The 16591-nt window shown below is 62.6% G+C and carries 11 protein-coding genes; 6 read left to right on the top strand and 5 right to left on the bottom strand.

The features are described 5' to 3' along the window. Positions 1-18: 18 nt before the first annotated feature. Both recB and recC read right to left on the bottom strand, forming a co-directional pair. Positions 19-3549 (bottom strand): exodeoxyribonuclease V subunit beta, encoded by a 3531-nt coding sequence (gene recB, locus AACH39_RS14055; RefSeq protein ID WP_338620439.1) that lies wholly within the window; start codon positions 3547-3549, stop codon positions 19-21. Then, positions 3546-6719, bottom strand: a complete 3174-nt coding sequence (gene recC / locus AACH39_RS14050; RefSeq protein WP_215778507.1) for an exodeoxyribonuclease V subunit gamma — start codon at positions 6717-6719, stop codon at positions 3546-3548. Before recC ends, recB begins: the two co-directional genes overlap by 4 nt. A 164-nt stretch (positions 6720-6883) precedes the next feature. On the opposite strand from recC, the gene AACH39_RS14045 reads away from it, so the two are divergent. The 3 genes from AACH39_RS14045 to AACH39_RS14035 are packed head-to-tail and all read left to right on the top strand — an operon-like array spanning position 6884 to position 9252. Next, positions 6884-7897, top strand: coding sequence for a peptidase U32 family protein (locus tag AACH39_RS14045; protein ID WP_215778509.1), 1014 nt, complete (start codon positions 6884-6886; stop codon positions 7895-7897). A 13-nt stretch (positions 7898-7910) separates the two neighbouring features. Further along, complete coding sequence (locus tag AACH39_RS14040; protein ID WP_215778511.1) at positions 7911-8831, top strand: U32 family peptidase; 921 nt, start codon at positions 7911-7913, stop codon at positions 8829-8831. Continuing rightward, complete coding sequence (locus AACH39_RS14035; protein WP_215778513.1) at positions 8818-9252, top strand: SCP2 sterol-binding domain-containing protein; 435 nt, start codon at positions 8818-8820, stop codon at positions 9250-9252. The genes AACH39_RS14040 and AACH39_RS14035 overlap by 14 nt, the downstream gene beginning before the upstream one ends. Positions 9253-9284: 32 nt before the next feature. Here AACH39_RS14035 and AACH39_RS14030 read toward each other — a convergent pair whose 3' ends face one another. Both AACH39_RS14030 and AACH39_RS14025 read right to left on the bottom strand, forming a co-directional pair. Then, a complete protein-coding gene (locus tag AACH39_RS14030; RefSeq protein WP_215778517.1) occupies positions 9285-10571 on the bottom strand; it encodes an FAD-binding oxidoreductase in 1287 nt (428 codons plus the stop codon). A 256-nt stretch (positions 10572-10827) separates the two neighbouring features. Next, positions 10828-11796, bottom strand: coding sequence for a LysR family transcriptional regulator (locus AACH39_RS14025; protein ID WP_215778519.1), 969 nt, complete (start codon positions 11794-11796; stop codon positions 10828-10830). A gap of 495 nt (positions 11797-12291) precedes the next feature. Between AACH39_RS14025 and AACH39_RS14020 the strand changes: the two genes are divergently transcribed. Beyond that, positions 12292-13089, top strand: a complete 798-nt coding sequence (locus AACH39_RS14020; protein ID WP_215778521.1) for a LuxR family transcriptional regulator — start codon at positions 12292-12294, stop codon at positions 13087-13089. Here AACH39_RS14020 and AACH39_RS14015 read toward each other — a convergent pair. Then, the gene (locus tag AACH39_RS14015; protein ID WP_338620438.1) at positions 13010-13666 is read right to left on the bottom strand and encodes an acyl-homoserine-lactone synthase; all 657 of its coding nucleotides are present in this window, start codon (positions 13664-13666) and stop codon (positions 13010-13012) included. The two genes, AACH39_RS14020 and AACH39_RS14015, sit on opposite strands and share 80 nt — an antisense overlap. A gap of 291 nt (positions 13667-13957) precedes the next feature. Between AACH39_RS14015 and AACH39_RS14010 the strand changes: the two genes are divergently transcribed. Together AACH39_RS14010 and AACH39_RS14005 are read left to right on the top strand one after the other, a co-directional pair. Then, positions 13958-15139 (top strand): nitronate monooxygenase family protein, encoded by a 1182-nt coding sequence (locus AACH39_RS14010; protein WP_215778526.1) that lies wholly within the window; start codon positions 13958-13960, stop codon positions 15137-15139. 96 nt (positions 15140-15235) lie between these two features. Beyond that, on the top strand, positions 15236-16591 hold the full coding sequence (locus AACH39_RS14005) for an aldehyde dehydrogenase family protein (RefSeq protein ID WP_338620437.1): 1356 nt from the start codon (positions 15236-15238) through the stop codon (positions 16589-16591).

The following is a 16591-nucleotide window of genomic DNA, read 5'->3' as shown; positions in this document are numbered from 1 at the left end:
CAGGCTCCCCTTGGATAATCAGGCGGCAAACAGGGCATCCAGCGCATCAAGCAGGCCCTCTGCAGGCCGGTCGCACCAGACGCCATGACCTTGCAAATCGACGCCCCTCATATAGAGATAGCGCACACCGGCAAAGCGTGCGGCAAAGTCGATACCGCGGCTGCGTAAATATCTTCGTATGGCAACGCAATAAAACAGGTACTGAAGATAATAGTGCTCGCGTGCAATCGATTGCGCCAGCCGCTCAGCGTGATAATCCGCAAGCTGTGGCCCCAGATCATTCGACTTGTAATCGATCAGATAAAAACGGCCGTCGATTTCGCAGACCAGATCAATAAACCCCTTGAGAAACCCGCGTACCTGACCGAAGTCGAGCGTAGCCGCAGCGGCACGCAGGGCAGGATGCAAACCATGACGGGCATCGCCGAGCAAAGCCTGCAGTGTCTCGGGACGCAGGCGACCGACCGGCAGGGTGAACTCCAGCTCGATCAGGCGCCGCCCAGGCTCAACCTGCGCCAGCGACACCCCCGGATCCAGTGGCGCGGCCAGGGTACGACACACCAGCGCATGCGCTGCTTCGGCATACTCGGCAGTAAAACCATGCGCCAGCACGATCTCGCGCACCTGTTCCAGCGCGGGCGCGGCGAAGTCGATCTGCTCCAGTACCGCATGCAGGCACGTCCCGGCGCGAGCACCGCGCGGGAAGATCAGTTGCGGGCTTTCTGCCTCCAGCCCGAGCTGCAATTCTCCCCGGTCATGATCGGGACGCTCCCGCTCCGCCCCGCCATGGTGCTGCACCAGCCCACTGAAACTGGCCACCCGCCAGGGGGTGTAGATCGGCCGCTCAATACGGGCCGCGTGATAATCCCCTGTCGCCTCGTCCGGGCGGCGCGGCAAGGCGGGCACCAGTTCGACGCCCTGCAGGGCCATGCGTGGAGACTGGCAGGCCGTCCAGCGCTGCAAATCCCCCCATACCTGAGCCCCGCTCAGGGCAGGCAACTGCTCAAGCGCAGTCTCCGCAGACGCATGCAGCAGCCAGGCCAGCGCCGAGGTTTCCATCTGCTGCACCCAGCCCCAACTGATGTACTGCCGGTGTTCGGCCCGGGTCAGCGCCACATAGGCCAATCGCAACTTCTCAGCCAGCAACTCGCGCCGGGCCGCGGCGCGCGTGGCATCGTCCAGCAGCACTTCCGGCGTCAGACGGCTGCCCTGCTCGCCATGACTACGCCAGAACGGCATGTCGCGCCGCTCCAGCGTGCCATCCCACAGGAAGGGACAAAACACCACCGGATACTGCAGGCCCTTGGCACTGTGAACAGTGGCGATCTTGACCAGCGAAGCATCACTTTCCAGCCGCAGCAATGCCGCCTCGCCCCCCTGAGCCTGATGGACCTGCAGCTCGAACCAGTCCAGCAGCGGCAACATGCCCTGCTGGGTGTCGCTGGCGTTTTGCAGCAACTCGATCAGATGCGACAGATTGGTCAGGCGCCGCTCGCCATCCGGCAAGGGCAACAACCGCTCGGCCAGAGAACAGCGGGCAAAGAAGTGGCGCCATGCCGCCATCAGACCGTGCTGCAGCCAGCGCTGATGATCCGCGGCATGCAAGGCCAGCAGGGCCTCCCAGCGACTTTCATCCTGCAGGCAGGCCGCCAGGTCGGCGGCATTGAAACCGACCAGCTCGGTCGCCAGTGCATGGCGCAGGCGCGGCTCATCGGCCGGATGCGCCCAGGCAGACAGCAACACCAGCAACTCGCGTGCCTCATGACTGGCATACACGCTCTGCTGGGTCAGCGCCACGCTGGGAATATTCAGTTCGGCCAGTGCGCTGCGCATCATTTCACCCTGACGATGGGTACTGACCAGCACGGCAATATCCCCGCCGGACAAGGGACGTTCGCCACGCTCACCACACAGCCGGGCACGCCCCTCGGCCGCCAGGGACAACAGGTGGGCGATTTCCGCGGCAGCCCCCTGTGCCGCCTGGGCTGCCGCCTGGGTCTTGCTGGCTCCCTTGGTGGTTTCGCTGAAGTCCAGCCATTGCCACTGGCACGGCGCACGGCCATCGTCGATGACCAGCCGGGTAGCCGGCCCGGCCGCCGCCACAGGCTGATAGCCGATCTCGGACAGCACAAAGGGAGCAGGCCGGGAAAACAGGGCATTGACCGCAGCCACCAGATCGCCCTGCGAACGGCGGTTCACATCCAGCGTGTAGCGGTTGGCCGGCAGGGTATCGTTGCGGGCCTGCAGATAGGCAAAGACATCCGCGCCGCGAAAACTGTAGATCGCCTGCTTCGGATCCCCCACCAGGAACACCGGGCGACCGGCATCGATAAAGCAGTGTTTGAAAATGTGGTACTGCACCGGATCGGTATCCTGAAACTCATCGATCAGTGCCACCCGGAAGCTGCCGGCCAGCTGAGCCGCCAGCGTCGCACCGCGTGCCGGATCGCGCAGCGCGTCATATAAATCCGTCAGCAAATCATCAAAGCTGCGCGTGCGTTCCTCCCGGCGCCGTTGCGCCAATTCCTCGGCCAGCCAGTCAATCAGATCCAGCTTGAGCCGGGTCACCTCCAGCACGGCCGCCTGCTGGTAACGATCCCAGGCGTCCAGCCAGACGCCAATGGCATCGAACGCTGCATGCGAGGGGGGAACATGCCCCTTGTTAGCCGCCTTGGCCAGGGCTGCCGGCGTCAGCTTGTCAAGCAACTTGCGCTCGGCGCTGCCAAGTAGTGGCGGCACACCGTCCACCGCCAGCCAGCGCGTCATCCATTCACTAAGCTGAGCGCGTACGGCAGCACTGTAGCTGCGTCCATTCAGCCCTTCGGCCTGCTGCAGCAAGGCCAGGGCCGCCATGCAAGCCTCGCGCTGCTGCAACAGGGCCTGCCAGCCGGCATCCAGTTCCGCGCGCGCGGTCGCCAGCCCCGAGCCAGGCGGCCGGTCCATGACCAGGTAGGGCTTGGCCAGGTAGGGCCGGATCGCCGCCAGCCAGCGCTCCGGCGACTCGCCGCCATCGGCCAGCAAGCCGGCCAGCAGAGGGTCATGCAGCACATGTCGGCGCCAGAAGTCATCCACCGCTTCCAGTAAGCGCTGGCTGTCATCCTGAATCAGTTCGGCACGAAAGCTCTGGCCGGAGGCAAAGGCGGCATCGGTCAGCGCACGCTGGCAAAACCCGTGAATGGTATAGATCGCCGCGGTATCAAAACCGACAATCGCAGCATTAAGGCGCGACAGGGCCTGCTGGCGGGCGGGTCCGGGCGGATGGCGCTCGGCCATGGCCAGCAGGAAGGGATCCTCACTGTGGCCACCGGCCAGCAAATCAGCCAGGGCGTGCAAGCGGGCGCGCAGACGGCTGCGCAGCTCGGCGGTCGCAGCCTTGGTATAGGTCACCACCAGCAGCTGTTCGATGGCAGGCACCTGACCTTCGGCGTCCGCTTCCAGCAACAGACGCGTGTACAGCGCGGCAATGGTCCAGGTCTTGCCGGTACCGGCCGACGCTTCAATCAGATTGACGCCACTGAGCGGGCAGTCCAGCGCATTGAGCGGATTCATGCCGTCTCCTCCCCGGCCGACATGGCCTGCAACATCGGCAATAGCAACACTTCGGCCAACTGGATGAACAAGGGATCGGCCAAGGGGTCCTGATGTCGGAAAGCCAGTGCCACGGCGGGGTCATCCTTCTGGGCAAATTTGTCTTCAAAGGCCGGCGCCCACTCGCCGAGGGCCCTGACCATCGCCCCGGCAAGATCATCCGGTTTGTCATGGCGATGCCGGGCATAGGCCAGGCTGGTGCGGGCAAAGAACGGCAGCGGCGAGCGTTGGCCGGCCTGCCAGAAGGCCAGCCAGGGGCGCAGCTGTTCGACAGCATCCTCCTGCGGCCCGAGTATCCGGGTACCGTCCACGGCAAACAGCATCGATACCGGCGCCACACCCTGCGGCCGGGCAGCGCACAGCAACAGATGCCCCAGCCACAGATCGAGCAGCTCGGTGGCAAAGGCAGGGCGTGCGCACATCAGCAGCCGCCCCTGTGGCCGCAGGCCGGACAGCGTCCCGACCAGCGTCAGCGCATCGATCTGCAAATTCAGCACCACCGGCGGAAGCGGCGGATCCGCCAGTTCGGGCGGCAAAGCCGCCGCAAAGCGTCGTCCCTGACCAATCTGGCGCGACAGAACCGCCTCTCCCAGTGCCCCGGGTGGCAACCAGCCACTGCCACGTGCCAGCTCGCCGACCCGCGCCAGCGGCCGCCCCTGCATGCTGGCCTCCACCACCCGCTCCACGACCGACTGCGCATACTCCCGTTCCAGCACAAAAGGTTCACGGACCGCCGGCGCCTCCTGCGCCGACGCCACGCGGATGCCAAGACACTCCGACAGCCAGGCCCGGCAGGGCATGCGCCAGAAGCGCAGCCAGGACGCCACCTCCAGCACCGTGGAGGCGGGCACGTCGAGTGGCGCCGCAAAGGGTTGCGGCTGCGCAGGGGGCGCAATCAGGGCCTGGGCAAAGGCCGGCTCGAAGCTGCGCAGGCGCTCATCCCGGCCGTCATAGCAAGTCGGCGAGAAAGGCTGCAGCGGGTGGGCCACACACAGCATCTGCGGCGTCGCCCCCATGGCCAGCAGCGTATCCAGCAGTTCGGATACCAGGGCAGAGGGAGGGAGTGCTTCGTTGCTGCGAGCCGACAAACCGACATAAGACAGGTACAGCGTTTCCCTGGCCGACAGCAGGGCCTCCAGGAACAGATAGCGGTCATCAAAGCGCCGTGATCGGTCTCCACGCCGCGGATGCTGGGCGATCAGGTCAAAACTCACCGGCCGCTCATCGCGCGGATAGGCGCCGTCATTCATCCCGATCAGGCACAGCACACGGAAAGGAATGGAACGCATCGGCACCATGGCGCAGAAGGTCACTCCGCCGGTCAGAAAGCCCCCCGCCGAAGGCTGGCTCAAGCGGCGCGACAGCCAGTCGCGCAGTACCGCCAGGCCAAATGGCCGGGCAAAATCGGCGGCCAGCGCCTCCTGCACCAGGGCGGTCAGTGCTTCGCGCCAGATCTGCAGGGCGTCTTCTTCTGTTTCATCGACCAGCAACAGATCCGCCGCCAAGGCCTGAAGGCGCTGTTGCCAGCCCTCGGCATCCGCAGGCTCGGCACATTGTCGCGCCCAACCATCCAGCGTGTCGTACAGGGCGGAGAAGCGTGCCAGTACCTCGCTGTCGCCACCGCTCGCCAGGGGCAGTGGCAGCAGGTCCTGCCAGAGGGGACTCTCCCTGCCGGCCATGGCGGGCGGCAGAGCACAGCCCAGCAGCAGACGATCCAGCCCCCAGCGCCAGGTAAACAGCGGATCGGCCGGCAAACCCAGCTCGGCCTTGTGATTCGCATCGCGCCCCCAGCGAATGGCAGCCTGCTCGACCCAGCCCTGGATCAGGGGTACATCGGCCGGCGTCAGCCCGAAGCGGCGCAGCAAGGCGGGACAATCCAGCAACGCCATGACCCGATCGGCCGGGAAACGGCTGTCCAGCAAGGTCAGCACCCCCGACAGGGTCGACAGCAGCGGCACATCACGCTCGATACGCCGGTCGGCAATGCTGTAGGGAATCCCCGGGGCATCGGGACGGGCCCCGAACACTGCATCGATATAGGGGGCGTACTGATTGATATCCGGCGTCAGAACGGCGACATCCGCCGGCGTAAGGGTCGGATCGGCAGCAAAACGCGCCAGCAGGCGGTCTTTCAGCACTTCCAGTTCGCGCATGGCGCCATGGGTGGCATGAATCTCGATGGAGTCATCCGCAGCCACGGCCTCGGGCGCCGGCATCTGCAAGGTCAGCATGTCGCGCTGCAGGCGATTGAGCAGACGATTGCCTTGCGGTGCCGCGAATGCCGGCAACGACTCATGCATGCTCTCCGACACCAGATCGAAGAAATCCCGGCCCTGCTTACCCAGCGAAGCCAGCAGCGGATGGTCCGGTGCCACATCCAGCCCCTGACCGCTCAGGCGCAGCTGGCCGCGGGCATCGACAATATTGCCCCAGTACTCCTGACAGGGATTGAGCAGGAACAGGCAGACATCGGTCAGCTCGGCCAGTCGCCGCACCAGTGCCAGATACATCGGCGCCAGACTGGCAATGCCGAACAGGGTGATGCGCTCCGGCAGCATGTCGGATGTCAGCGCGGCCAGAAAGGCATCGCTCATGCGCACCCGGTGCATGCCCGGCACTTCGTCAGCCAGCCGGCGCCACAAAGCCGCCTGCCATGCCTCGTCCGGCCCCAGCCCCTGCAATTCTCCCCGTTCCCAGGCGCGAATCCAGTCCGGACGAAACACCAGGTATTGGTCAAAAATATCGGCCACGCAGCCGGCCAACTCAAACACCGCCCGCTCCCCCCCCTGCAGATAGTGCTGGACCGGAGCAAAGACCGGCTCCTGCAACTGGGGCAGCAAGGCTGTCAGCCGCCAGGTCAGCACCTCTGGCGCAAAGGCAGATTGCTCGGGCAAATCCCCCAGAGCCTGGCGCATCAGACGCCAGGCATAGCCCGCCGGCAGCACGAACTGCAGATGCGCGGCAATGCCGCTGGCGCTGGCTGTCGCCAGCGTCAGCCAGCGCCCCATGCCGCGACTTTGCACCATCACCACCTCGGGTTGAAACGGATCGGACAAAGGCACCGCCTGCACCATCCCGGTAAACAGGGTACCGAGATGCTCCAGACGGTTGGACTGATAGAGATGCAGCATGAGCAAGCGTTCAGGGTGATTTGAATGGCATCAGTTTAGCAGCAGGGCCGGGGTTGGCGGAGAAAGACCCACGTCCCCGGGCGAGCGCTTGATGCAACGCAAAAGCCGGTACGCCCGCCTCTGCTAGGCTTGGGCGGTTTCCCACAAGATCCGTTACTCCCGTCATGACGACCCCTCGCCCTTTGCCGGAACTGGTATGTCCGGCCGGCAGCCTGCCGGCCATGAAAGCCGCTGTCGACCATGGCGCCGATACCGTGTATTTCGGCCTGAAAAATGGCACCAATGCCCGCAATTTTGCCGGCCTCAATTTTGATGACAAAACGGCGCGTGAAGGCATTCGCTATGCCCATGACCGCAAGCGCAAGGTGCTGATGGCCATCAACACCTACGCCCAGGGCGCCGACATCAGCCAATGGAAACGGGCCATTGACGAAGCCGCTTCCCTCGGCGTGGATGCGGTCATCCTGGCCGACCCGGGCCTGATGGATTACGCCGTACGCACCCACCCGGATCTGCGCCTGCACCTGTCAGTACAGGGCTCAGCCACTAATTACGAAGCCATTAATCTGGCGCGCGACCTGTTCGGCATCCGGCGTGCAGTCCTGCCGCGCGTGCTGACACTCGATCAGGTGCGTCAGGTCATCGACAAGACCGATGTAGAAATCGAAGTTTTCGGCTTCGGCAGTCTGTGTGTCATGGTCGAAGGGCGCTGCCTGCTGTCCTCCTATGCCACTGGCGAATCCCCCAATACCCACGGCGTCTGCTCGCCGGCCCGTTTCGTGCGCTGGGAACATGGTCCGGAACACCTGAATGCCAGACTGAACGAGATTCTGATCGACCAGTACGGCAAGACCGACCCGGCCGGCTATCCCACCCTGTGCAAAGGTCGTTTTGACGTCAATGGCGATACTTATTACGCCCTGGAAGAGCCCACCAGCCTCAACGTACTGCCGATGTTGCCCGAACTGATCGACATCGGCGTGGCCGCCATCAAGGTGGAGGGACGCCAGCGCAGCCCGGCCTATGTGGCGCAGGTGACGCGTACACTGCGCGAAGCCCTCGATGCCGCACGCGACAGCCAGCGTTTCAGCGTCAAGCCTGCCTGGCAACAGGCCTTGGGCAAGGTCTCGGAAGGTCATCAGCAAACACTGGGCGCCTATAGCCGCCCGTGGAAGTGAGAAGCACACCGCCATGAACAATCAAGCAATGCAACTGACCCTCGGCCCGATCCTGTTCTTCTGGCCGCGCGATACCGTCATGTCGTTTTATGCCGAAGCGGCACAATGGCCGGTCGATACCATTTATCTGGGTGAAGTCGTGTGCAGCCGCCGCCAGCAACTGCGCTCGGACGACTGGATTGGCCTGGCACAAGACCTGCAGGCTGCCGGCAAGCGCTGTGTGCTGTCCTGCCTGGCCCTGATCGAAAGCGAATCTGATCTCAAACGGGTGCGCAAGCTGGTCGAACAAGGCGACCTGGCCATCGAGGCCAATGACATGGGCGCAGCGCGACTGGCGCACCAGGCCGGACTGCCCTTCGTCGCCGGCCCGCACATGAACATCTACAACGCCGAGACGCTCGCACTCTATCACCGCCTCGGCGCCACCCGCTGGGTACCGCCGGTGGAAATGGACCGTGACACCCTGGCGGCCATTCTGGCCACACAGCCCGAAGTGGAAACCGAGCTGTTTGCCTGGGGCAAGCTGCCGCTGGCCTTGTCTTCGCGCTGCTTCACAGCCCGGCATTACAACCTGAAGAAAGACAGCTGCGAATTCCGCTGTCTGGAACACCCGCAGGGACTGACCCTCGCCACCCGCGAAAGCCAGGACTTCCTGACGATCAATGGCATTCAGACCATGTCTGCCGGTTGTCAGTCGCTCTGGCCGTATCTGGACGATATCCGCAGCATCGGCGTTGATGCCGTGCGACTAAGCCCTCAGGCGGAGGGCTGCGCCGAGCTGGTGACCCATGTGGCTGCCCTGCTGCAAGGCGCCCCCGCCGACACCGCCCTGCTGACGCAAGCGGCATCGCAGGCCGGGGGAATACGTGTCGATGGCTACTGGCGAGGCACCGCCGGGATTGCCCAGCAAGGAGAAGCTCATGCATGTGCCTGATTTCGTCCTGCCCAGCCGACTGGGCAAACTGCTGACCCGGCTGCCGGCCACGCCGCCGGCCTTTGTCCTGGCGGCCGGTCTGAACCAGCTGGTCAAGCGCGGGGTACTGCCCGCCGACATGAGTCTGCTGGCCGGACGCCGCTTTGAGGTCCAGGTACTGGATGCCGGCATCAGCCTGCGCTTTTGTGCCGATGAGCAAGGCTTCAAGGTCGACAAGTCCGGCGAGGCCGCAGATCTGCGCTTTGCTGCCAATGCCGCCGACTTTGCCCGCATGATGCTGCGCGAAGAAGACCCGGACACCTTGTTCTTCAATCGCAAACTGGTGATTGAAGGCGATACCGAGCTGGGACTGATCGTCAAAAACCTGCTCGACAGTGTCGACTGGAGCAGTACCCCGCTCGGCCGCTTCATGGCCGCCTGAGTCTCGGCAGGGCCCTGGCCCTGCCCGGACGGTCAAATCCCCAGACGGTCGCGCCAGCCGTAATACCAGGCCCCCAGTGTCAGCATCGGCACGCGCAACAGGCGTCCTCCCGGGAAGTTGTGATGAGGCAGCGCGGCAAAGGCATCCAGTCGCTGACTTTGCCCCTGTATCGCCTCGGCCAGCAGACACCCAGCCAGATGGGTGTAGGTCACGCCGTGTCCGCTGCACCCCTGTGAGAAATAAAGATTACTGCCCAGGCGACCGGCTTGCGGCAGACGCGACAGGGTCAGCAGGAAATTGCCGGTCCAGCTATAAGCGATGCGCACATCGGACAGATGCGGGAAGGTCTTGCTCAAATTGTGCCGGATCTGTGCCTCAATGCGCGCACTGTCCCTGGCCCCGTAGACCGTGCCGCCACCATACAGCAGGCGCCGGTCCGCACTGAGCCGGAAGTAGTCCAGCATGAAGTTGCAATCCTCCACACAGTGATCGGTGGGCAACAGGCGCGCGGCCTCAGCCGCCGACAAAGGCTCGGTGGCAATGACCTGGGTACCGCAGGGCAGGCTTTTTTCCGCCAGGGCCGGAATCAGATCTCCCAGATAGGCATTGCCGGCCACAATGACAAAGCGGGCCGTCACCTGCCCCCGGGCGGTATGCACGATCGCCGGATCACCCTGCTGCAGTCGCGTCACGGCACTTTGCTCAAAAATCCGCCCACCGAGTGACTCGAACGCCGCCGCCTCGCCCAGCGCCAGATTCAGCGGATGGAGATGCCCACCCCAGTCATCCAGCAGACCGCCGACATAACGCTCACTGCCGATATGCTCGCGAATGCCGTCAGCCTGCAACAAATGCAGTCCGCGATGACCATAGCGCTCCCACAGCGCCTTCTTGGCAGCCAGCTCATCCAGCTGCTTGCTGGTCAGCGCGGCAAAAATATTGCCCGGTTTCAGATCACACTGAATGTTGTAGCGCGCCACCCGCTCGCGAATGATGCGCCCGCCCTCAAAAGCCATCGCTCCCAGTGCCTGGGCCTGGGCCCGGCCATAGCGGCGCTCGATCACATCCAGATCGCGGCTGTAGCTGTTGACGATCTGCCCTCCGTTGCGTCCGGAGGCACCATAACCAACCCGCGCAGCCTCGAGCACAATGACACGGTAACCGGCCTCAGCCAGTGCCAGCCCGGCCGACAGGCCGGTATAGCCTGCCCCAATGATGCAGACATCCGCCTGCTCGCTCCCCTGCAACTCGGCACGAGCAGGTGACGGATTGGCCGAGGCAGCGTAGTAAGAAGCCGGATGGTTGACGGCTGAGCGCATAAGAAGTCCCCTGTGGCGGCGATTAAAATATTATCCTCATGTTTAATATGTTTAACGCATGACACGCCATCTGCCCAGCGGCATCGCCTTCAGAAGGGAAAAGTGAGTACAAAATCTGACAGTGTCAAACAGGAGAAGGGATCAAAAACAAGGGGTCAGGTCTTGTATTTTGCATCCGGATGCAAAATACAAGACCTGACCCCGTCGGTACTGCAGTATCGGAGGTCGGGCGCGCCGCGCCCTCAGTGCCCGCGAATCACAGGTCGACCTGCTGGCGCAGGGCCGAACGCTTGGCCGTCAGGTCCAGTCCGGGCAGATCGGCAATGATGTCCGGATGATCCGCCAGTTTCTCCACGACGAAATCGACAAAGACCCGCGTGCGCGGGGCAATGTGATCGCGGTGCGGGAAACAGATATAGATCGAGCGCTCCAGTGAGACCATGTCGGTCAAAACGGCTTCCAGTTCGCCGGTGCGGATGTAATGCACCACCTCATGACCCGGCAGTTGCGCCACACCCATACCGAGGCGGGCCAGTTCGCATACGGCCTCCATCTCATTCAGGGTATAGGTACCGGTGACTTCCAGCGGGATGCGCTCGCCGGAGCGATCAAACTCCCACTTGAACAGCCGTCCCGACGTCGGGAACTGGAAGTTGATGCAGTCGTGATTGGCGAGATCTTCCGGCTTTTCAGGGCGACCGAATCGCTTCCAGTAGGAAGGCGAGGCTACGACATAGAGCGGCATCTGCGCCAGGTTGCGCGCCACCATGCGCGAGTCAGGCATCATGCCGGTACGTACGCCGACATCGTAACCGTCTTCGACCAGATCGCTGAAGTTATCGTCCAGACCGAAAAACACCTTGATCTTCGGATACAGATCGCAGAACTCTTCCATCAGCGGCAGGATGAAGCGACGGCCAAACGAATTGGGCATGCTGACACGCAGGTGTCCGGCCGGCTCATCACGGCTCGCCTTGAGCTGGTTGATCGCCGAGTCCAGATTGTTGACCGGGCCGCGACATTGCGCATAAAAGCGCCGGCCATCTTCGGTCAGGGTCAGTTGACGCGTGGTGCGGTTAAACAGCCGGACTTCCAGCTCCTGCTCCAGTCGGGCGATGCTCTGACTGATGGCGGCCGGCGACACGCCCAGCTTGCGGGCGGCGTCGGAAAAGCTGCCGTTTTCGGCAGTGGTCATGAAGACCATTAGGGCTTTCAGGGTATCCATAACTCAGCGATGGTCCGTGTTTCAGCAAAGCCCCTGACATGCGACGTCGATCGCATGACATAAGCATTGCCAAAGTCATTATTAAATGTATATTCTTAAAAAAGGTTACACCAATATTTGTAGTTATTAAAGTAAAAAGTTAATAGCAAAAATACGTAGTTTCTGACAATTTTCCCGCATTTTGGCTTGCAACTGCAGGGATGCCAGCGCCCTCGGCATGCATCGGAAATAAATGTCGAAGACATGAAGCTTGCCAGATCTGCTTGCCATATGAATTCAGCCAGTCTCGCTTACCCCACGACGCACCTGCCCGGGCGGCCAGCCCGATCCTGCCTCTGCGGCCAGCAGCCAAGGCAAAGCAATCGTGTTAGCCAAGGCCAAAACTGGTCTAAAAGCCGGGAGAATCATCGTCTTAGGCGACCGATAGACCCTGCGTCCGACAGACGGCTCTGCTATGATTTTTGAACATACTCATTACCAGTGCTTACACCGCCCATGACATCTGTTCATACACTCAATACCAGACCGTTGCCTGCAGATCTGCCGGCTTCCCGGCAATGGATGCTACTGGAGTGGATTCATGCTCTTGGACACATCGAGGAAGAGCAGGGCCTGAAGGATTTCCTCGACCGACTGCAAAGTCAGCTGCCGGCGGAACACATGGTGCTGGCCCTGGGCAGACTGAATGCCCAGCAGCACATGCAGAAAGTCGAAAAACTGATTGATGTCAGCTACCCGCTGGGCTGGCTGGACCATTACATGCAGGAGAACCTCGCCAGCTGCGACCCCATCCTGCACAACCCGATGGGCAGCAATCCGATCTTCTGGCAGGACTCCTTTTCCAGCGCGCGCAGCCCGCTGGCCAAGCGCTTCATCGCCGAAGCCGCCTCGGTCGGTCTTGGCACCGGCGTCACCTTCAGCGCCGCCTCCACCCGGCAGAACATGGCCTGCGTGATCTCGGTGACCGGCGAGGACATTACCCGCGATACCCAGCTGATCGAGATGCTCAACTGCCTGGTGCCCCATCTGCACCAGGCCATGAGCCGAGTCACCGACCTGGCGCCGATGTCTGCCTCGGCGATGCTGCTGTCCAATCGCGAGTACGACATCTTCCACTGGATGAGCCGGGGCAAGACCAACTGGGAAATCGCGACCATCCTGGATATCAGCGAGCGCACGGTCAAATTTCATGTCGCCAACATTATCCGCAAGCTCAATGCCAATAACCGGACACATGCGATTGTGCTGGGGCTGCAGCAGGGGATTCGACCGCCTGTCGCAGCCAACGGATGAACGCCGGCTCGGCGGCCTGCCAGTCGAAATAGGCCGCTTGCGACACCACCCCGCCATCAAGCGGCCGCGCCGGGCCGATGGGCCGGATGGGAAAGCCCAGCCGGTCCAGACGCCGGTAAAATGCCGGCTCGACCACAAAGTACATCCAGCGCACCTGGTGTAGCTCGGCCCAGCGGAACAGACAGTAGTAAAGCAGCATGGCGGCGGGCTCAATGCGCCGGCCCTGCGCATCCGTCTCCACGGCAAAACGGGTAATCTCGGCGCTGGCGGCACCTTTGTGCAGACACCAGCCGTCAGGCAGCAGCGCCGAGAATTCCTTTTCCAGCATGAAAGGCTGATGCCCCGGGGTCATGCGTACCGACCCCACCACCCGTTGCTGGATGAACACGCCGAGATTGTCAGAAAAATCATCGTATTCATCCCGATCCAGACCATCCACCGACAAAGGCACCCAGCGCAGCTGCTCGCGGAAAATCCGGTGCCGGAACCGCAACAACTCGGTTTCCTTGCGCCCGCCACGCACCCGCTCCAGACGAAAACCCTCGCGGGAAGCCAATACGGTCATGCTGTTCATCATGTCCTCTCTCCTGTCGGTGATTGCAGAAAGCCGCACTGTAAGAGAGGGGAAAAAATCTGATAATCTGTCCTTTAGGACAGCCATATACGGGCATCTTTTTCAGAAAAAACACGTTATCATCAAGGATTTAGCCAATACCCTACTTCCTTCCTCTGGAACGAAGCCAAAGGTTCCCTGCCCGCCCGTTTTCCCAACTTCTCCTTGAGATTCATCAATTTGACACGGCAGAAATACCGACGTGCCGGAATTTTCCTGTAAACTAGTGTTTTTGCTCGACACAGGGTCATCCCTATGAAACATGCTTTCCCCCCCCTCGTCATCCGCGGTCGCTCCTTGCTGCCTATCGTTCAGGGCGGCATGGGCGTCGGCATCTCCGCGCAGCGGCTTGCCGGCAGCGTGGCACATGAGGGCGGTGTCGGCACGGTCGCCAGTGTCGACCTGCGCCATCTGCACGAAGACCTGATGGCACGTTCGGCCACGGCCCAGGGCCAGGCCGAACTGGATGCACTGAACCTCATCGCGCTGGATCGCGAGGTCAAAGGCGCGCTGAGCCGCTCGGAAGGTCATGGCATGGTGGCGGTCAACGTCATGAAGGCCGTGGATTCGCACGCCGCCTATGTTCGCCAGGCCTGCGAGTCGGGCGCCCATGCCGTGGTGATGGGGGCCGGTCTGCCGCTGGACCTGCCGGAAATGACAGCCGATCACCCGGACGTCGCCCTGATTCCGATCCTGTCCGAATCGCGCGGCATCAGCATCGTGCTCAAGCGCTGGATGAAAAAGAACTGCCTGCCGGACGCCATCGTGATCGAACATCCGAAACATGCCGGTGGTCACCTGGGCGCGGCCCAGATCCAGGATCTCGGCCAGGAGCGTTTCGATTTCCGCCGTGTACTGGAAGAAACCTTCGAAACCTTCCGTTCACTGGGGCTGGAGCGCGAGAAGATTCCGCTGATCGTTGCCGGTGGCATCAACAGTTTTGACAAGGTACGCACCTTCATCTCCGAACTGGGCGCCACGGCCGTACAGGTCGGCACCGCCTTTGCCGTCACCCGTGAGGGGGATGCGCACGACAACTTCAAGCGCACCCTGGCCGAAGCCCGGCCGGAAGACATCGCCGAGTTCATGAGCGTGGCCGGCCTGCCGGCACGTGGCGTGCTGACGCCGTTCCTGAAGAGCTACCTGAACCGCGAAGCCAAGCTGCAGGCCAATGCCAAGGCCGATCCGCGCCGCTGCACCCAGGGCCTCAACTGCCTGTCGGTATGTGGTTTGCGCGATGGTCTGTCGAAGGTCGGGCAGTTCTGCATCGATCTCAAGCTGGCAGCCGCCTTCCGCGGCGAAGTCAGCAAGGGCCTGTTCTTCCGCGGCTCGGAACCGCTGCCATTCGGTTCCGCCATGCGCAGCGTGCGTGAAACCATCGATTACCTGCTGACCGGCACCATGCCGCAGGAACTGAATTTCAAGCCCGCTGTTTGAGCTTTTCCCGTCTCTGATCAAGCCTCGCTGCTGTCCGGCAGCGGGGCTTTTTGTTAAAGTGCTCTATTACTTCCAACTAATAAAGCCAATCTGGCTATGACAGCATTTACTTCCTGCAATCCGGCCACGGGCGAGGTGGTCTTTACCCGGGCCGCCTGGCCGCACGATCAACTTCCCGGCTGCCTGGCCCGACTGCGCCAGGCGCAGGCCGAATGGGCCCGGCTCGACATCGAGGAGCGTGCCGGGCGCATGATGCGCCTGGCGGATCAATTGATGCAGCACCGCCAGGCACTGGCCGACCTGGTCACCCTGGAGGTCGGCAAGCGCACCGCGGAATGCCTGGCCGAAATCGACAAATCGGAAAAGCTGATTCGCTATTACGCCAGTCTGGCGCCCAGCCTGCTGCAACCGCTGATGATTCCCACCAATGGCAGTCGCAGTGGTGTTGCTTTCGAACCGCTGGGCACCGTCCTGGCAGTGATGCCGTGGAATTATCCGATCTGGCAGGTACTGCGATTTGCCGTGCCGGCACTGATGGCCGGCAACGCCTGTCTGGTCAAACCGGCGCCCGTGGTACCGCAGTCCACCCAGTTGCTGCTGGACTGTGTCCATCAGGCCGGACTGGCCGTACTGGATATTGCCTGGATCGACCATGATCAGGTCGAGCAGGCCATCCGCCTGTCCGATGCGGTCGCCTTCACCGGTTCGACAGCCACCGGCCGACATCTGGCCTCACTGGCCGGCCGACATCTGAAGAAGACCGTCCTGGAGCTGGGCGGCAGCAACCCCTTCATCGTGCTGGCCGATGCCGATGTCGATGCGGCCGCGCGCGAAGCCGTACACTCGCGCTTCCGCGACGCCGGGCAGTCCTGTAATGCCGCCAAGCGCATGATCGTGGTACCCGAGGTGGCCGAACGCTTCATGACCACCTTTGTGGCCGAGGCGGCCGCCCTCCGGGCAGGCGCCCCCACCGACCCGGACACGACACTGTCGCCGCTGACCCGCAGCGATTTACGCGCCGGCCTGCACGCCCAGGTGCTGGATGCGCTGGCCAACGGCGCCACCTTGCGCCTGGGCGGCGAGATGCCGGCGGGGCCCGGCTTCTTCTACCCGGCCACGGTACTCGATCATGTCAATCCGGGCTGCCGGGTCTATCGTGAAGAGGTATTTGGTCCGGTCGCCAGCATTCTGCGCGCACGCGACGAACAGGATGCCGTCCGACTGGCGAATGACACCCCCTTTGGTCTGGGGGCGTCCATCTACAGCAACGATACGGCCCGGGCCTGGGAACTGGCACGTCAGCTGCAGGCGGGTAGTGTCTTCATCAATCGACACACCAGCTCCGACCTGCGTCTGCCGTTTGGTGGCGTCAAGGATTCCGGTTACGGTCGTGAATTGTCCGAATTCGGCCTGTACGAATTCGTCAACGTCAAAACCTATTGGCAAAAGTGA

It is taken from the genome of Paludibacterium flexuosum, from assembly GCF_037076605.1.
GTDB lineage: Bacteria > Pseudomonadota > Gammaproteobacteria > Burkholderiales > Chromobacteriaceae > Paludibacterium.
The sequence above is the reverse complement of the archived record's forward strand: the minus strand, read 5'-3'. Positions and strand labels throughout refer to the sequence as shown.